The organism is Nonomuraea sp. NPDC049028, assembly GCF_043197735.1.
Lineage (GTDB): Bacteria > Actinomycetota > Actinomycetes > Streptosporangiales > Streptosporangiaceae > Nonomuraea.
Window position 1 is genome coordinate 23019 of the sequence record NZ_JBICTR010000004.1, and the last position, 16580, is coordinate 39598.

Consider the following 16580-nt stretch of genomic DNA (forward strand, 5'->3'; position numbering starts at 1 on the left):
CCGCATGCGGGGATAGTCCCGACACGATGGAGCTTTCATGGACAAGCTCGGTGTGTGGCTTATCGGGGCACGGGGATCCGTGGCGACCACTGCCATCGTGGGCGCCGCGGCCATCAGGGCAGGAGCTGCCACCCCGCAAGGATGCGTGAGCGAGTCCCCCGGCTTTCCCGGGCACCTGGTTCCGCTGACCGACCTGGCCTTCGGCGGCCATGACATCACCGAGACCTCCTTACGCAAGCGCGCCGAACAGCTGGGCAGAGCAGGAGTCATATCACCGGACCTGCCGGGGCTGCTCGCCTCCGACCTGGACGCCGCAGACGCCGAGATCCGGCCGGGCCACGTCCCCGGCGACGGCGGCCGGGCCGCGACCCGGCTGATCGACGACATCGCCGGCTTCCGGGCCCGGCACGGGCTGGCCCGGGTGGTCGTCGTCAACGTGTCGTCGACCGAGCCCCCGGTGGATTCGCGTCCGGAGTTCGAGAGGCTGGCCGATCTCGAGGAGCGGCTCGCCGCGGGAGACGACGTCCTGCCGCCGAGTTCGCTGTACGCCTATGCGGCGTTCCACGCCGGGTGCGGCTATGTGGAGTTCACCCCTTCCACCGGGCCGACCCTTCCCGCCCTGGCGGAACTCGCCGCCCAGCGGGGCGTGCCGTACGCGGGACGCGACGGCAAGACCGGCGAGACCCTGGTCAAGAGCGCCCTGGCGCCCATGTTCGCCGACCGGGCACTGCGGGTCCGCTCCTGGTCCGGGCTCAACCTCCTCGGCGGCGGCGACGGGGCGACCCTCGCCGATCCGGCCGCCAGGTCCAGCAAACAGCTCTCCAAGGACCAGGTCGTCGCGAAGGTCCTGGGAGGACCCGTCGAGGGTGAGACGCACATCGACTACGTCCCGGATCTCGGAGAGTGGAAGACCGCCTGGGACCACGTAACATTCGACGGCTTTCTCGGCGTGCGGATGACGTTGCAGTTCACCTGGCAGGGCTGCGATTCGGCGCTGGCCGCTCCGCTCGTCCTGGACCTGGCCCGGCTGGTCGCCCGTGCGCACGAGAAAGGGCGGCACGGCGTCCTGCCCGAGCTCGGCTACTTCTTCAAGAGCCCGCTGGGAACGGACGAGCACGCGCTGGCCGCCCAGTACGCCCGGCTGCGCGCCTTCGCCGAGGAGCTGTCATGAGGGCGCTGCTCGAGCTGGTCCGCGCCCCGGCCGCACTGTCGGTGCCGGGGGACACCATGGCGGGGGCCGCCGCCGCGGGGCGGATGCCGGCACCCGGCCTGGCCCTGGCGTCGGTGCTCATGTACTGGTCGGGAATGGCGCTCAACGACTGGGCCGACCGTGAAGCGGACGCCGTCGAGCGTCCTGAGCGCCCGATCCCGTCAGGCCGGGTCCGCCCGGGCGCCGCGCTCGGGCTCGCGGCCGCCCTGACCGGCGCGGGCCTGGCCACCGCCGCCCTCGCCGGCGGCCGTCGCGCTCTCACCGTCGCCGGCCTGCTGGCCGGCGCGGTGTGGGCCTACGACCTGGGCCTCAAACGGACGGCGGCGGGACCGGCCTCGATGGCGGCCTGCCGCGCGCTCGACGTGCTTCTGGGCGCGGGCGAGCAGGTCAGGGCCGCCGTGCCGACGGCGCTGGCGATAGGTGCGCACACCTACGGGATCAGCGTCCTGGGCCGGGCCGAGGTAACGGGGGCGGCACGCGGGACCGCCGAGCGCGCGCTCGTGGCCAGCACCGCGGCGGCCGGTCTCGCGGCCGCCTCCTGCGTGCGCAACCGAGCCGCCGCCCGGGCCGGAGCGGGCGTCCTCATCGCCGGCTATCTCGCCTTCACCCTCCCGGTCCAGGCCGGGTTGCGGGCCCGTCCCGACCCCGAGAACGTCCGGCAGGCCGTCCGCCTGAGCATCCTCGGCCTGATCCCGCTCCAGGCGGCGGCGGTCGCCGGTGGCGGGCGGTTCGCGACGGCGGGCGCGCTGCTGTGTTCGCTGCCGCTGGGAAGGTGGCTCTCATCCCGGCTGGCGACATCGTGAAGTGGGCCTACTGCACCAACGGCTTCGCCGGCCACCGGCTCCCCGAGGCGCTGGCGGTCCTGGCCGATCTGGGGTACACCGGTGCGGCGATCACGCTCGACCACGGTCATCTCGACCCCCACTCCCCCGGCCTGGCCGCGGCGGTGTCGCGAATCGCCGGGCTCCTCGAACGCCTGGGCCTCGATGCCGTCGTCGAGACGGGCGGGCGTTACACCCTCGATCCCCTGCGCAAACACCATCCGACCCTCATCAGCGACAACGCCGAGCGCAGAGTGGAGTTTCTGACCACGGCGATGCGGGTCGCCGCCGATCTGGGCGCTCCCGTGGTGCACCTGTGGAGTGGGGTCCGCCCCGACGGCATGCCGGAGGCGGAGGCGTACACGCGGCTGGCCCGCCAGTGCGCACGGTTGCTCGACGAGGCCGACCAGGTGGGCGTCACGCTGGGATTCGAACCGGAACCCGGGATGCTCGTCGCCGACCTGGACGGCTTCGAGCGGCTGCGCGCGATGCTCGGCGGCCATGACCGGTTCGGTCTCACCCTCGACATCGGGCACTGCCACTGCGTGGAGCGGGAGGACCTGGGCACCTGTATCCGCCGGGCGCTGCCGTACACCGTGCACGTGCAGATCGAGGACATGCGCCGGGGAGTCCACGAGCACCTGGAATTCGGCGAGGGTGAGATCGACTTCGTGCCGGTGCTCGCCGCTCTGCACGGCTACTCGGGTCTGGTGGCCGTGGAGCTGGCCCGGCACAGCCATGCGGCCCCGCAGGTCGCCCGCCGCTCGATCGACTTCTTGAGGAGGGCACATGAAGGAGCCGGCGCAGGAGTGGCTGGCACAGGCCGTCCGGCAGGTCGAGGCTGACCCGTACGCGATCCACCGGCTCTTCGCGCAGGCCGAACGGCGGGGCGGCCCCGGCGCCCGACGCGCGCTGCTCGGCGCGTTGCACGGCGACCACGCGGTGATCCACGGCCTGTACGAGGCCGGCGACAGCGGCGAGAGGCTGGCGATCCTGACCGTCCTGCATGAGCTCGATTCAGAAGGGACGGCGGTCGGGCTGGTGGAGGACGCGCTGCGCACCAATGACACGCGGCTGGTCGCCGCGGCTCTCGGCCCGTACGGCTCGGCGTGGCTGGACGACCACTCCTTCCGTCAAGGAGTGCTCAAGTGCGTCTTCATGTCGATCCCCCTGGCGGCGGTGGCCGGGCTGGACCGCCGCTTCGACGCCGAACTGGCCCGGATGCTGTCGGACTACGCGGCGGAGCTGCGGGCGGCCGACCGGCCCGTCCCGAGCGACATCCTGGAGAGGAGCTGAATGCGCATCTTCGACCCCCACATCCACATGACCTCCCGAACCACCGACGACTACCAGCGCATGTACGCCGCGGGGGTCCGGGCCGTGGTCGAACCCGCCTTCTGGCTGGGGCAGCCCCGTACCAACGTGGGCAGCTTCCTCGACTACTTCGACGCGCTGCTCGGCTGGGAGCCGTACCGCGCCGCGCAGTACGGCATCCACCACCACTGCGCGCTCGCGCTCAACCCGAAGGAGGCGAACGATGCGCGGTGCGTGGGGGTGCTGGCCGAGTTGCCGCGATACCTGCTGAAAGACTCCGTCGTCGCGGTCGGCGAGGTCGGCTACGACTCGATGACGGCGGAGGAGGAACGGGCCTTCGAGGCCCAGCTCGCCCTGGCGCAGGAGAATGACCTTCCGGTGCTCGTGCACACTCCGCATCGGGACAAGGCCGCGGGCACCCGCCGGACCCTCCACGTGGTACGGGACGCCGGGATACCCCCCGAACGGGTGCTCATCGACCACCTCAACGAGATGACCGTCGGCATGGTCGCGGACTCGGGCTGCTGGATGGGGTTCTCGATCTACCCCGACACCAAGATGGACCCGGACCGGATGGTGGCCCTGCTCAAGGAGTACGGCACGGACAGGATTCTGGTGAACTCGGCCGCCGACTGGGGACGGAGCGACCCGCTCAAGACACGTGAGGTGGCCGACGTCATGCTCGCGGCCGGTTTCGGCGAGGACGACGTGGACCGGGTGCTGTGGCGCAATCCGGTCGCCTTCTACGGGCAGAGCGGCCGCCTCGACCTCGAGACCGGCTCGGAAGCCGGCCCCGACCACGCCGGCAACACGATCAAGCGGGGGTGACCATGCGGCTGCGCCATCCGGACGGCTCGACGGTGCACCTGTCCTACTGCACCAACGTCCACGCCGCCGAGGATCTCCCCGGCATCCACGGTCAGCTGTCCGGCGTCGCCGCGCGGGTCAGGCGCCTGCTCGGCGTCGAACGGCTCGGGCTCGGGCTGTGGCTGTCCCAGCACGCCGCCGCGGACCTCCTCGCCCGGCCCGGGGAACTCGCCGGGCTGCGCGAGCGGCTGACCGCGCTCGGGCTGGAGGTCGTGACCCTCAACGGGTTCCCCTACCGCGGCTTCCACGACGAGATCGTGAAGTACCGCGTCTACACCCCTGACTGGGCCGACGCGGAGCGGCTGCGTTACACGCTCGGGCTCGCCGAGATCCTCGCCGCGCTGCTGCCGGACGGCGTCACCGAGGGCACGATCTCGACCCTCCCCCTCGCCTGGCGGACCGGGTGGACGAAAGAGAAAGCGGCGGCGGTCATGGCCAATCTCGACGCGGTCGCCCAGGGCTTGCGCGCGCTGGCCGGCCGTACCGGCAAGGTGATCCGGCTGGGCTTCGAGCCGGAGCCCGGTTGCATCGTCGAGACGACGCCCCAGGCTACCGCCCTGCTGAGCGGCGTGGATCACGACCACCTCGGCCTCTGCCTGGACGCCTGCCACATGGCCGTGGGCTTCGAGGAACCCGGCGCGGGCGCCCGCACCGGGCTGCCCATCGTGAAGCTCCAGGCGTCGTGCGCCTTGGTGGCCCCACCGGGAGCACAGCGGGCGCTGGCCGCGTTCGACGAGGCCCGCTTCCTCCACCAGACGCGCTCCGCCACCGGATACGCCGATGACCTGGGCGAGGCCCTGTCCGGCGGCCTGCCCGCGGACGAGAGCTGGCGCGTGCACTTCCACGTCCCGCTGCACGACGCGCCGCCCCCTCCGCTCGCCACCAGCGCCCCCTACCTGCGTGACCTGCTGAACGTGCTCCTCGGCGGAGAACGGCCGCTGACCAGGCACGTCGAGGTGGAGACCTACACGTGGAACGTGCTTCCCGGCGCGCCGGCCGACGTCGCGGAAGGCATCGCCGCCGAGCTCGACTGGATGCGGGGACAGCTCGCCGCCCTCGGGCTGAAGGAGACGTGATGGCACCGCTGATCGTGATCAATGTCGTCGGGCTCACCCCGCGCCTGCTCGCGCACATGCCGAACGTGGCGAAGGCGGGCGCGGCGGCCGCGCTGCGGCCCGTGCTCCCGGCCGTCACCTGTTCGATGCAGGCCACTCTGCTGACCGGTTCGATGCCCCGCGACCACGGCATCGTCGGCAACGGGTGGTACTTCCGGGACCTCGGCGAGGTGCTGCTGTGGCGCCAGCACAACGCGCTCATCCAGGGTGACCAGCTGTGGACCGCCGCGCCCGGCCTGCGAACCGCCAACGTCTGCTGGTGGTATGCGATGGGCGCGCCGACCGACCTCCTCGTCACCCCGCGCCCCGTCTACCACGCCGACGGCCGCAAGTCGCCCGACTGCTACACCCGCCCGCCCTCCCTCCACGACGACCTCGAGGCCGCGCTGGGGCCGTTCCCCCTCTTCACCTACTGGGGCCCCAACGCAGGGATCACCTCGTCCGAATGGATCATCGCCGCGGCCCGCCGCATCCTGGCCCGCGAACGGCCGGATCTGCTGCTGGTCTACGTGCCTCACCTCGACTACGACCTCCAGCGGTACGGCCCCGCCGGTCCCGAGGCCATCGCGGCGGCCCGCGCCGTCGACGCCGCGCTGGCTCCGCTCCTCGCCGAGGACGCCGAGGTGGTCGTGCTCTCGGAATACGGCATCACCCCGGTGTCCCGCCCGGTGGACATCAACCGGGCGCTGCGCACCGCGGGTCTCCTGGAGGTCCACACCCAGGCCGGGATGGAGTACCTCGACCCGTGGACGTCCCGGGCCTTCGCCGTCGCCGACCACCAGGTGGCCCACGTGTACGTGCGCGATCCGGCCGACCTCGGCCGCACCTGCGCCGTCGTCGCCGAGCTGACCGGCGTGGACGAGGTGCTCGACCACGCGGGGAAGGCGAAGTACGGGCTCGACCACGAACGCGCCGGCGAACTCGTCGCGGTCGCGGAACCTGACGCCTGGTTCACCTACTACTACTGGCTCTCCGACGATCGCGCCCCGGATTTCGCCAGGCTCGTGGACATCCACCGCAAACCCGGCTACGACCCCGCCGAGCTGTTCATGGACCCGAATGATCCGTTCGTCAAGCTCCGTGCGGCGGCGGCGCTGGCCAGGAAGAAACTGGGCTTCCGCTACACGATGCCGGTGGTGCCGCTCGACCCGGCGCCGGTGCGGGGCAGTCACGGCCGGCTGCCCGACCTCCCCGACGACGGCCCGCTCATCATCGGCCCCTTCGACCGTGACTCCTACGAGGCGACCGAGGTCAAGGACCTCCTGGCCGGTCTGGCCCGGAGAAGCCGCTGACCGCGGACACCCCGGGCCGCCATATCGGCCTCAGACGCGGGTCCAGCGCTGGTTGGTTCCTCCGGTGCAGGTCCAGATGCGCGCCTTGGTGCCGTTGGCGGTGGCACCGACGTCCAGGCACTTGTTCGCCCCGACCGCGGTGACGGTGCCGTCGGAGTTGAGGCGCCACTTCTGGTTGTTCTGCCCGTTGCAGTCCCAGATGATCACCGCGGTGCCGTCCGCCGTCCCGGCCCCGTTCACATCCAGGCACCTGCCGCCAGAGGCCCGCAGCTCACCCGCGGCGGTCGAGGTCCACTGCTGGTTGGCCTGGCCGTTGCAGTCCCAGAGCTGCGCCTGCGCGCCGTTGGCCGGCGAGGCGCTGACGTCCAGGCACCGCCCGGACCCCACGCCCTTGAGGGCGCCCGAGCCGCCCGGTGTGCCGGCCAGTTCCTTGACGCGGATGTTGCGGAATGACACCACGTCGCCGGACCCGTGGTTCTGGATGCCGATGTAGCCCTGCTGGAGCGAGCGGACCGGATCGGCGTTGGTGAAGTCGTTGATTCTGGTGCCGTTCAGGAACACCTGCAGCCGCTCGCCCTCCACCAGCAGCTCATAGGTGTTCCACTGACCCGGCGGGTTCAGCGCCGCGTCGCGGGCGGCGATGTCGGCCGTCTTGAACCCGTAGATCGCCCCGGTCGTCTTGTCCGGGGTGTCGGTCGCGTCGATCTGCACCTCATATCCGGTGTTGAGCGCCGCGTCGGGGTCGCTGGTGGCCGGGAAACCGACGATCACGCCGGAGTTGGAGTCGCCGGTCATCTTCCAGTCGAGCTTGACGGAGTAGGAGCGGAACTCCTTGGCGTTGTACCACAGCATGCCCATGCCGCCCTGGGAGGTCAGCGTGGCGTCGCTGTTGGCGAACGACCCCGGCCCGGCCTGCGACCAGCCCGTCGTCGAGCCGTTGTACAACGTCGTGTACCCCGTCTCCGGGCGGCAGTCGGCGTTGGTGGCCTTGGCCGCGTACCGGATTCCGCCGAGCAGCAGCGTGCGGAAGTTCGGATCGGCGTACGACTCTTTGGTGTGCCCCAGGCCGGTGTAGAACGCGCGGCCGGAGGACTGAGGGTGGCACCAGGTGATCGGGTGATCGCCCATGCCGCCGCCGCTGTAGCTGCCCTCGTCCAGGCTCTGGAGCACCCGGACGTTCGGGCGGGGGTTGGTGCGGTAGTTGTACCACTCGTCGGTACGCGACCAGGTCACCCCCAGGTGAGCGGTCGCGGCGTGCGCCCGGTCCTCGTTCCTTACAGTGGCCTGCTGGATCGCCGGGTGGTTGTTGAACCAGGCCCCCATCAGCTGCCCGTAGTAGGCCCAGCTGTACTCGGTGTCCGCGGCCGAATGCACCCCGACGTAGCCGCCCCCGCCGTCCACGTACGTCTGGAAGACGGCCTGCTGGTTGTCGTTCAGCACATCACCGGTGGTGCTGAGGAACACCACCGCCTTGTACTGGGCCAGGTTGGCCGTGCTGAAGGCGTTCGAGTCCTCGGTGGCGTCGACCGCGAAGTCGTTGGCGGCCCCCAGGTCGCGGATGGCCTGGATCCCGTTGGGGATCGAGTCGTGCCGGAATCCGGCCGTCTTGGAGAACACCAGCACCTTGTAGGCGGCGGCCTGGGCGGGGATGGCGGGGATCACCGTCGCGACGGCGGTGATCGCCGCCACCGTCACTGAGAGGCGTCGCAGCACAGATGTCTTTCGGTCGCTCGGCATGGGTGTCCTTTCAGACGCGGGTCCAGCGCTGATTGGTTGCTCCGGTGCACGTCCAGATGCGCATCTTGGTGCCGTTGGCGGTGCCGGAGCCGGTGACGTCCAGGCACTTGTTCGCCCCCACCGCCGTGATGGTGCCGTCGGCGTTGAGGCGCCACTTCTGGTTGCTCTGACCATTGCAGTCCCAGATGATCACCGCGGCGCCGTCCGCCGTCCCGGCCCCGCTCACGTCCAGGCACTTGCCGCCAGAGGCCCGCAGCTCACCCGCGGCGGTCGACGTCCACTGCTGGTTCGACTGCCCGTTGCAGTCCCAGAGCTGCGCCTGCGCGCCGTTGGCCGGCGAGGCGCTGACGTCCAGGCACCGCCCCGACCCCACGCCCTTGAACGCACTCGTGCTCCCCGAGGGCGGGGTGCCGGTGTCGAGAGTGAAGTCGTCCACGTCGAACAGGTAACCCTGTCCGGTCGGACCGCGGAAGACCAGATAGAGCGTCGTGGTGCCGGCCGGCGCGCCGCTGAGGTTCGCCGAGACGTCGGTGAAGGTGTCCCAGCTGCCGGTGCTCGCCACGTTCACCGTTCCCAGCAGTGTGCCCGTCGCCGAGCCCGCGCGCACCTCGATCCGGCCGCCCGCGCCGGCCGAGGAGACCCGGGCGGTGATCCTCGTCGCGTTGCCCAGGTTGTACGGCTGGAAGGAGATCCAGTCGCCGTCGTCGGTGAAGCCGACCGTCTTGCCGCCTTCCGCGGTGGCGTGGTCGGCCGTCTGGATGCCCTGCTGGGCGCCGAAGTGCTCGGCCTGCCGATGCCGCGGCTGGAGGGTACGGTCGCTGGTGGAGGTCAGACCGCCCTTGTCGGTGTAGGAGGCCTCGAAGACGCCGTAGATGTTGGCCGCGGCGTCATGCTCACCGTCGACCGGCACCGAGATGGAGCCTGAGCAGCCGGTCGTGGAGGTGATCTGGTGGCGGTGGCTGTCGTGGCCGAGGAAGTAGGCGACGGTGACCCCGGCGCAGTCGATCGTGCCGTCCTCCGGGTCGCTGACGGTGACCTGGAAGGGAACGGTGTCGCCGAAGGAGAACAGCTGTCCGGCGGAGGGGGTGGTGAGGATGACCGTCGGCGCGGTGTTGCCGACGTTCACGATCACGCTTGCCGTGCCGGTGAGGCCCTGCGGGTCCCGGACCGTGAGCGTCGCCGTGTAGGCGCCGTTCGTGGTGTAGGTCTTGCTCGGATTCGCCGCCGTGGAGGTGGTGCCGTCGCCGAAGTTCCACGAGTACGTCAGCGCGCCGCCCTCCGGGTCGGAGCTGCCCGCCGAGGAGAAGTTCACCGTCAGCGGAGCCGGTCCAGACGTCTTGTCAGCGGACGCCTTGGCGATCGGATTGCGGTTGGCACTGCCGATGTACTCGATGCGATACAGCGCCTGGTTGTTGTTCCCGTCGCCGTAGTCGAGGACGTACAGGGCCCCGTCAGGACCGAAGGCCATGTCCATCACCTGCGTCCCCGACCAGGGGAACGCCGAGATCTCCCCGTAGGCGCCGTCCGGCTTGACCTCGATCGCCTTGATCCAGCGCCGGCCGTACTCACCGGCGAAATACCGCCCGTCGAGCGCCTGGGGGAACTTGACGGCCGAGTTCAGGTTGGGGTCGTAACGGTAGACCGGACCACCCATCGGCGACTCCGATCCGGAGCCGAACTCCGGCGGGCTTCCGGCGTCCCCCGCGTACCTGATCCACGCCGGCTTCGCCGCAGGCAGCGTGGTCAGGCCGGTGTTACGGAAGGAGTTGTTGGTCGGGCCGCCCGCGCAGTTGTACTTCGGACCGGTGCTGTTGGTGGCGAAGTTCCATTCGTTGTAGGTCTCGCTGGTGGTGTTCGTGCCCGTGCAGTACGGCCATCCGTAGTTGCCGGGACCGGTGATGCGGTCGAACTCCACCTGCCCGCTCGGCCCCCGGTTGGCGTTGGTCACCCCCGCGTCCGGCCCGTAGTCGCCGAGGTAGACGATGCCGGTCGCCTTGTCCACGCTCATCCGGAACGGGTTGCGGAAGCCCATCGCGTAGATCTCCGGCCGGGTCTTCGCCGTCCCCGGCGGGAACAGGTTGCCGCTGGGGATCGTGTAGGTTGCGTCGGGCTGCGGCTTGATGCGCAGGAGCTTGCCGCGCAGGTCGTTGGTGTTGCCGGCCGAGCGCTGGGCGTCGAACTGCGGGTTGCGGTCGGTCCGCTCGTCCAGCGGGGAGTAGCCGCTCGACTCGAAGGGGTTGCTGTCGTCGCCGGTGGTCAGATAAAGGTTTCCGGCAGCGTCGAAGTCGAGGTCCCCGCCCACGTGACAGCACAGGCCGCGGTCGTTCTGGACCTGCAGGACCACCTTCTCGCTGGCCAGGTCCAGAGTGTCGTCCGGCTTGAGGGTGAACCGGGACACGTGCAGCTCGCCCTTCCACTGGTCGAACTGCGCCTGCGTGCCGTTGCTCGGCGCATCACCGTTCGGCGTGCTCAGCCGCGGCGAGTAGTAGAGCCAGATGTACCGGTTGGACGCGAAGTCGGGGTCCACCGCCACACCCTGCAGGCCCTCCTCGTCGTGACTGTAGACGTTGAGCTTGCCGGCCACCTTCGTGTTGCCGTTGACATCGGTGACACGTACCGTGCCGTCGCGCGCCGTGTGCACCACCGACCGGTTCGGCATGACGGCCAGCGACATCGCCTCACCCAGCTCGGCACCTCCCGACGCGAGAGACACCTGCTGGTAGTCGGCCGCCGGAATGGCGAGGGCGTTCGCCGGGGAGGCGTCGAGCGCGAGCGCTCCGGGAATGATCAGCGCCATCGTGGTCAGCAAGGTGAGCCACGGACGTCGGGACATGAGCGTTCCTCTGCTATCGAATCGATTCGAGCGAAAGCTTTCTCGTCCCCCGCGAGTGGGGCGCCGAGGGCGCGTCGCCAGACGGTGTCAGGCGCGCGCCCACTTCTGGTTGGTGCCTCCGGTGCAGGTCCAGATGCGTGCCTTGGTGCCGTTGGCGGTGGCACCGACGTCCAGGCACTTGTTCGCCCCGACCGCGGTGACGGTGCCGTCGGCGTTCAGGCGCCACTTCTGGTTGTTCTGGCCGTTGCAATCCCAGATGATCACCGCGGTGCCGTCCGCCGTCCCGGCCCCGTTCACGTCCAGGCACTTGCCGCCGTACACCCGCAGCTCACCCGCGGCGGTCGAGGTCCACTGCTGGTTGGCCTGGCCGTTACAGTCCCAGATCTGCGCCTGCGCGCCGTTGGCCTGCGAGGCTCCGCTGACGTCCAGGCACCGCCCAGACCCCACACCCTTCAAGGCACTCGTGCTCCCCGAAGGCTGGCCCTGGGGACCGGCGGACGCCATCACCGCCTGGGCGCCCGCGGGCCAAGCGCCGTTGGTGACGGTGACATTGTTGTTCACCACGTTGCCGCGGTCGCCGTTGGTCACATTGGTGCTGCCGTTTGTCGACCAGTTGCCGGTGACGGTGAAGTTCCCCATGTTCTCGCCGCCCCAGTAGTTGGCGGTGGCCCAGGTGCCGGTGTTCGAGAGCACGTTGCCGGTGACGGTGTAGTACTTGGAGCCCTCGTCGAAGTAGATCCCGAACCAGCCGTTGGTCCGCAGGCAGTGGTTGCCGCTGATCACCGCGTTCGGGTTCCACGACAGCGTGTAGATACAGCCCCCATCGGTCATCTGCTGCATGACGTCGTGCACGTAGTTGCCGACGAGCTTGTTGCCGGACGCGGTGGTGGGAGTGGTGTAGCGCGGCTGGTAGTTGTACAGGCCGCGGTTGGCGTACTGGTTGCTGCCGCCCGGCTCGTTGGCGCCCCAGCCGTACCCGATCGACATGCCGGTGTACGGCAGGTTGTAGACCTCGTTGTGTGACACGTCGGTGTTGGTGACGTAGGTGGTCAGGACCGAGACGATGCCCCGGTAGTCCAGGCCGAGGTCGTGAATGCGGTTGTTGCTGACGGTGATGTTCCGGTTGACCATGCGCTGGTCACTGGGGTGGTGCGCGTCGGCGCGCACGCCGCCGACCACGATGCCGCCGGCCGAGCTCTGGGCGATCTCGGACCGGGTGACGGTAATGTCGCCGGCGCCCAGGCCGACCCCGCTGGCGTGCGCGTTGGCGTCGTTGCCGATGCCCACGGCCGTCTGGCCGAGGTTGACGAACCGGGAGTCGGTGAAGGTGATGTTGCCGGCCGCGGACACCTGCACCGCTGCCGGCATCTGCTGCCAGTGCGGCCGCGCGGCCTCGAACTGCTGGCAGCCCTCCTGGCAGGAGGTCAGCCTGTCGGCGGGCCAGTTCCAGTTACCCGCGATGTAGGCGCCGGTCTGCTGGTCCGCATAGCCCTGGTTGCCGCTGGGTCCGAGCCAGGTCGTGCCGGTGAACGTGATCCCGCTGAACGTGATGTGGTGCGCGGGTGCGTCGTAAGTGCCTCCGACGTTCACCAGGGACTGGAGAACCGGCAGCTCAACGTTGACATTGCTCATGTTCTGCCCGGCAGCCGGGATGTAGTACAGGACGCCGGTCCCGGGGTTGATGTACCACTCCCCCGGCGCGTCCAGGAACTCGTAGGCGTTCTCCAGGTACAGCGGACCCGCCCGGTGCGGCTGCGTGAAGGTGTCGTACCCGAAGGTGTTGTTGTTCCAGCCGGGCTGCTGCATCGTGATGAAGTTCCCGCTGATGCTCTGCACCGTCACATAGCGGTCCGTGAACGAGCCCACGCTCTCCATCTCGACCCGGTTCTGGTTGGCCAGGTTGTTCAGATAGTTCAGCGCGCTGTTGCCGAACCGCAGGCCGGTGCTGCTCGCGGTGAAGTCCGACCGGTTCACGGCCGTACGCGCCCGCGTGGCGATGGCGCCGTTGACGTACAACTGCCGGGTGTCGATCCCCGTGCCGACGTCGGCGCGCCAGATGTTCTTCCCTGAATCGGCCACGGTCCATCCGGTGACCGCCCTGGCTCCACTGATGACGGGACGGGCGCCCGCCGCGGCCTGCCATTTGACGGAGTAGCCGTTGTTCCCGGAATCGGCGGCGGCCAGCCGGAGCGGCGCGGAGAGCCGGTACACCCCGTCGGCCAGTTCCACGACGATGTCACCGGACATCTCGCCGTTCAGCGAGCGTACCGCCGTCTGCGCCGCGGACAGCGAGCACGGCTGGGTGGAGGTGCAGGCGGTGCCGGTGCCGGCGGGTGACGCGTACAGGGTCGTGGTGGCCGCCAGGGCTGGGGTGGCGGGGGCGATGAGGGCGAACGCCGCGGCCAGCGCCGCGGCGACGATGCCGATCAGAGCCGGTCTCAGTGCCGTGACGGGCGAAGATGACTGCACAGTTGTTCCTTTGGGGGGTACGGGTGTGGCCAGGTCACGCCCTGCTGCTCAGGCAGGTGACACCCTTCTGAGGGTCCTCGCCTCTAATTACGTTGTGAGTATTGATAGCCGTCAAGACCTTAAGCCCGCTTATTTCACCATTTGCACACCTAGCGCATGGCCATAGTTAGCCGCATCTCTTTCTTTACCAGCGGCAATGCAGGCCATCGCGGTTACCCGCGCCGATCGCCCTCGTATGAACCGTTCATATGTGTCGTACTAATCGGCAGTACGTCTGAGCTTGGGAGGAACCCACATCAGTCATACTTTGCAGAGAACGGCGAGGAGGAAGCACGGTGACCGACACCCCGCGCGAGAGCGGATACCGGCCGGGCTACGAGGTGGCGGCCGAGCAGGTGCTGGAATTGATCGTCCGGCTCGGCCTGCGTCCGGGTGACCGCATGCCCACCGAGATCGAGCTGGCCGGGCAACTGGGCACCAGCCGCACGGTGGTACGCGAGGCGGTGAAGCTGCTCTCCGCGCTCGGCCGGGTACGCGCTCAGAAGGGCCGCGGCCTGTACGTGGCCGACGACGAGGGGATGTTCGGCACCGGGCGCTGGGCCTCCTTCTTCCTCCCGACCGACCTCGACCACGTCTACATGCTGTTCGAGTTCCGCCGGGTGCAGGAGATGGAGACCAGCAGGCTGGCCGCCCGCCGCGCCACCCCCGCGGAGCTGAGGGCCATCGAGGAGGCGGCCGGCGTGTGCCGCCACGGCTTCGAGACCGGGCAAGAAGACCTGTTCAACAAGGGCGACGACACCTTTCACACCGCCATCGCCACGGCCTCGCACAACATGTTCCTCCAGGTGGCGGTGCGGGAGGCCCGCAGGCTACAGGCTCAGTCCAACCTCATCGGGCTGAGCGGCTCGGTGGGCGGGCACGCCGCCAAGGCCGTCGAGGAGCACGACGCCATCTACCAGGCCATCCGCGCCGGCGTCCCGGAAGCGGCCGCCCAGGCCGCGGCCACGCACATCGACAACACCCTCGACGACTACCGGAGAGAGATCCAGCAGCGCCTCTTCTCCTCCCAGTGATCCGGCCCTCCGAACCGGTTCGCCCTGCGGGGCACTGACGGGACCTGATCAGCCGGGCCGACGGCGGATGAACGTTTCATCGAGCCCGGCTACGAGCGTGGCCGATGAGTGCCGCCGGACAGGGGTTCCGGCAGGCAGCCGGACAGGACCGAGCCTTGACAGGCCGTCCGCCCGTCGTATGTGCTTCGCCGTACACCGCTGTCTCCCCCTCCTCAGTTGATCAGTACGTTGGCGAATCGATTCGCACCGGTCTCCGAGCGCGGCTGTCTCCGTCTCGCCCTACCTCCAAGGAGTACGACAATGCAGCCTTCATCCGTTCCCTTATCGGGCCGTGTGAGGCGTTCTCGGGCGGCCGTCGTCGCAGCTGTGGTGGCGGCGCTGGCAACGCTCCTGGCCACCGCCCTGACCTGGTCGGCACCGGCCTCGGCAGCGACAACGCCGCTGGTGGGCGTGGGCTCGGGGCGTTGCCTGGATGTCAGCGCCTCGCAGACGAACGGCGCGCAGGCGCAGATCTGGGACTGCAACGGCCAGGCCAACCAGCAGTGGACCTCGACCGCCGCGGGTGAGCTGCGGGTGTACGGCACCAAGTGCCTGGACGTTTACGGCGCCGGCACCGTCGACGGCACCAGCGTGATCATCTGGGACTGCAATGGCCAGAACAACCAGAAGTGGCGCCTCAACGCCGACGGCTCCGTCACCGCGGTCGGCGCGAACAAGTGCCTGGACGTCAGCGGCGCCGGCACCGCCAACGGCACGAAGGTGCAGATCTGGACATGCCACGGCGGCACCAACCAGAAATGGACCACCGGAGCCGAGCCCACCCCGACGCCGACCCCGACCCCGCAGCCGCCCGGCGCGCGCCCGTGCGACATCTACGCCTCCGGCGGCACGCCGTGCGTGGCCGCGCACAGCACGACACGGGCGCTCTACGGCTCCTACAACGGCAACCTGTACCAGGTCAGGCGCTCCGACAACACGACCAGGAACATCGGCGTGCTGACCGCGGGCGGTGTCGCCGACGCCGCGGCCCAGGACTCGTTCTGCGCCGGCACCACGTGCGTCATGACCGTCGTGTACGACCAGTCCGGGCGGGGCAACGACCTGTGGTACCAGGGATCCAGCGTGGTCCCCGGCTCCCCTCAGAGCAGGCCCGCGATCGCGACCACCGAGTCGCTCACCGTTGGCGGCGGCAAGGCGTACTCGCTCTACATCAACCCCGGCAACAGCTATTGGCGGGACGGCCACCTGACCGGCGTGCCCACGGGGACCGCGCCTGAGGGCATGTACATGGTGACGAGTGGCACCCACGTCAACGGCGGCTGCTGCTTCGACTACGGCAACAGCGAGACGACCAGGAAGGCCGACGCCGCCGGCGCCATGGACGCCATCAACTTCAGTACCCAGTGCTGGTTCGGCGGCTGTTCCGGGGGCGGCCCCTGGGTCCAGGCCGACCTGGAATGGGGTCTGTACCCCGGCGGCAGCCAGTCGTGGAACCCCAACCAGCGGGCCCTCCCCCACAAGTTCGTCACCGCCACGCTGAAGAACAACGGCACCAGCCGGTTCGCCATCAAGGGCAGCAACGCGCAGTCCGGCAACCTGTACACCCTGTACGACGGGCCGCTCCCCAACGGCTACAACCCGATGAAGAAGCAGGGGGCGATCATCTTGGGCAGCGGCGGCGACTGCTGCAAGCCCGATGGCGGCGCCAATCTCAGCGCCGGAACCTTCTACGAAGGAGCCATGACCGCCGGCTATCCCACCGACGCCACCGAGAACGCCGTCCAGACCAACATCATCGCCGCCGGCTACCGCTGACCCGGTCTCACGAACCTTCGACAGACCCGGAGGC

The 16580-nt window shown here is 69.6% G+C and carries 12 protein-coding genes; 9 read left to right on the forward strand and 3 right to left on the reverse strand.

What is annotated here, in order from left to right; genetic code table 11:
* Positions 1-37: 37 nt before the first annotated feature.
* The 7 genes from ACGFJ2_RS15850 to ACGFJ2_RS15880 are packed head-to-tail and all read left to right on the forward strand — an operon-like array spanning position 38 to position 6619.
* Positions 38-1171 carry an inositol-3-phosphate synthase gene (locus ACGFJ2_RS15850; RefSeq protein WP_393468593.1) on the forward strand — a complete coding sequence of 378 codons (1134 nt, stop codon included), beginning with the start codon at positions 38-40 and terminating at the stop codon, positions 1169-1171.
* Entirely contained in the window at positions 1168-2013 is an 846-nt protein-coding gene (locus ACGFJ2_RS15855) for an SCO3242 family prenyltransferase (RefSeq protein WP_393468596.1), read from the forward strand. The genes ACGFJ2_RS15850 and ACGFJ2_RS15855 overlap by 4 nt, the downstream gene beginning before the upstream one ends.
* Positions 2010-2876: a sugar phosphate isomerase/epimerase family protein gene (locus tag ACGFJ2_RS15860; RefSeq protein WP_393468599.1), complete on the forward strand. Its 867-nt coding sequence runs from the start codon at positions 2010-2012 to the stop codon at positions 2874-2876. Before ACGFJ2_RS15855 ends, ACGFJ2_RS15860 begins: the two co-directional genes overlap by 4 nt.
* Positions 2821-3327, forward strand: a complete 507-nt coding sequence (locus ACGFJ2_RS15865) for an EboA domain-containing protein (RefSeq protein WP_393468602.1) — start codon at positions 2821-2823, stop codon at positions 3325-3327. Before ACGFJ2_RS15860 ends, ACGFJ2_RS15865 begins: the two co-directional genes overlap by 56 nt.
* A complete protein-coding gene (locus tag ACGFJ2_RS15870; RefSeq protein ID WP_357959930.1) occupies positions 3328-4173 on the forward strand; it encodes a TatD family hydrolase in 846 nt (281 codons plus the stop codon). It begins immediately after the preceding gene.
* Positions 4174-4175: 2 nt separating this feature from the next.
* On the forward strand, positions 4176-5288 hold the full coding sequence (gene eboE / locus ACGFJ2_RS15875) for a metabolite traffic protein EboE (RefSeq protein WP_358190476.1): 1113 nt from the start codon (positions 4176-4178) through the stop codon (positions 5286-5288).
* Positions 5288-6619 carry an alkaline phosphatase family protein gene (locus ACGFJ2_RS15880; protein ID WP_393468605.1) on the forward strand — a complete coding sequence of 444 codons (1332 nt, stop codon included), beginning with the start codon at positions 5288-5290 and terminating at the stop codon, positions 6617-6619. Before eboE ends, ACGFJ2_RS15880 begins: the two co-directional genes overlap by 1 nt.
* Before the next feature lie 30 nt (positions 6620-6649).
* On the opposite strand, the gene ACGFJ2_RS15885 is transcribed toward ACGFJ2_RS15880, so the two are convergent.
* The 3 genes from ACGFJ2_RS15885 to ACGFJ2_RS15895 form a co-directional block, all read right to left on the reverse strand.
* On the reverse strand, positions 6650-8356 hold the full coding sequence (locus tag ACGFJ2_RS15885) for a ThuA domain-containing protein (RefSeq protein WP_393468608.1): 1707 nt from the start codon (positions 8354-8356) through the stop codon (positions 6650-6652).
* Between the two features lie 10 nt (positions 8357-8366).
* On the reverse strand, positions 8367-11189 hold the full coding sequence (locus tag ACGFJ2_RS15890) for a carbohydrate-binding protein (protein ID WP_393468610.1): 2823 nt from the start codon (positions 11187-11189) through the stop codon (positions 8367-8369).
* 87 nt (positions 11190-11276) lie between these two features.
* A complete protein-coding gene (locus tag ACGFJ2_RS15895; RefSeq protein WP_393468613.1) occupies positions 11277-13658 on the reverse strand; it encodes a ricin-type beta-trefoil lectin domain protein in 2382 nt (793 codons plus the stop codon).
* Positions 13659-13993: 335 nt separating this feature from the next.
* Between ACGFJ2_RS15895 and ACGFJ2_RS15900 the strand changes: the two genes are divergently transcribed.
* Both ACGFJ2_RS15900 and ACGFJ2_RS15905 read left to right on the forward strand, forming a co-directional pair.
* Positions 13994-14731 (forward strand): FadR/GntR family transcriptional regulator, encoded by a 738-nt coding sequence (locus ACGFJ2_RS15900; protein WP_393468616.1) that lies wholly within the window; start codon positions 13994-13996, stop codon positions 14729-14731.
* 333 nt (positions 14732-15064) lie between these two features.
* Positions 15065-16546, forward strand: coding sequence for an arabinofuranosidase catalytic domain-containing protein (locus tag ACGFJ2_RS15905; RefSeq protein ID WP_357959912.1), 1482 nt, complete (start codon positions 15065-15067; stop codon positions 16544-16546).
* The last annotated feature ends 34 nt before the right edge of the window (positions 16547-16580 follow it).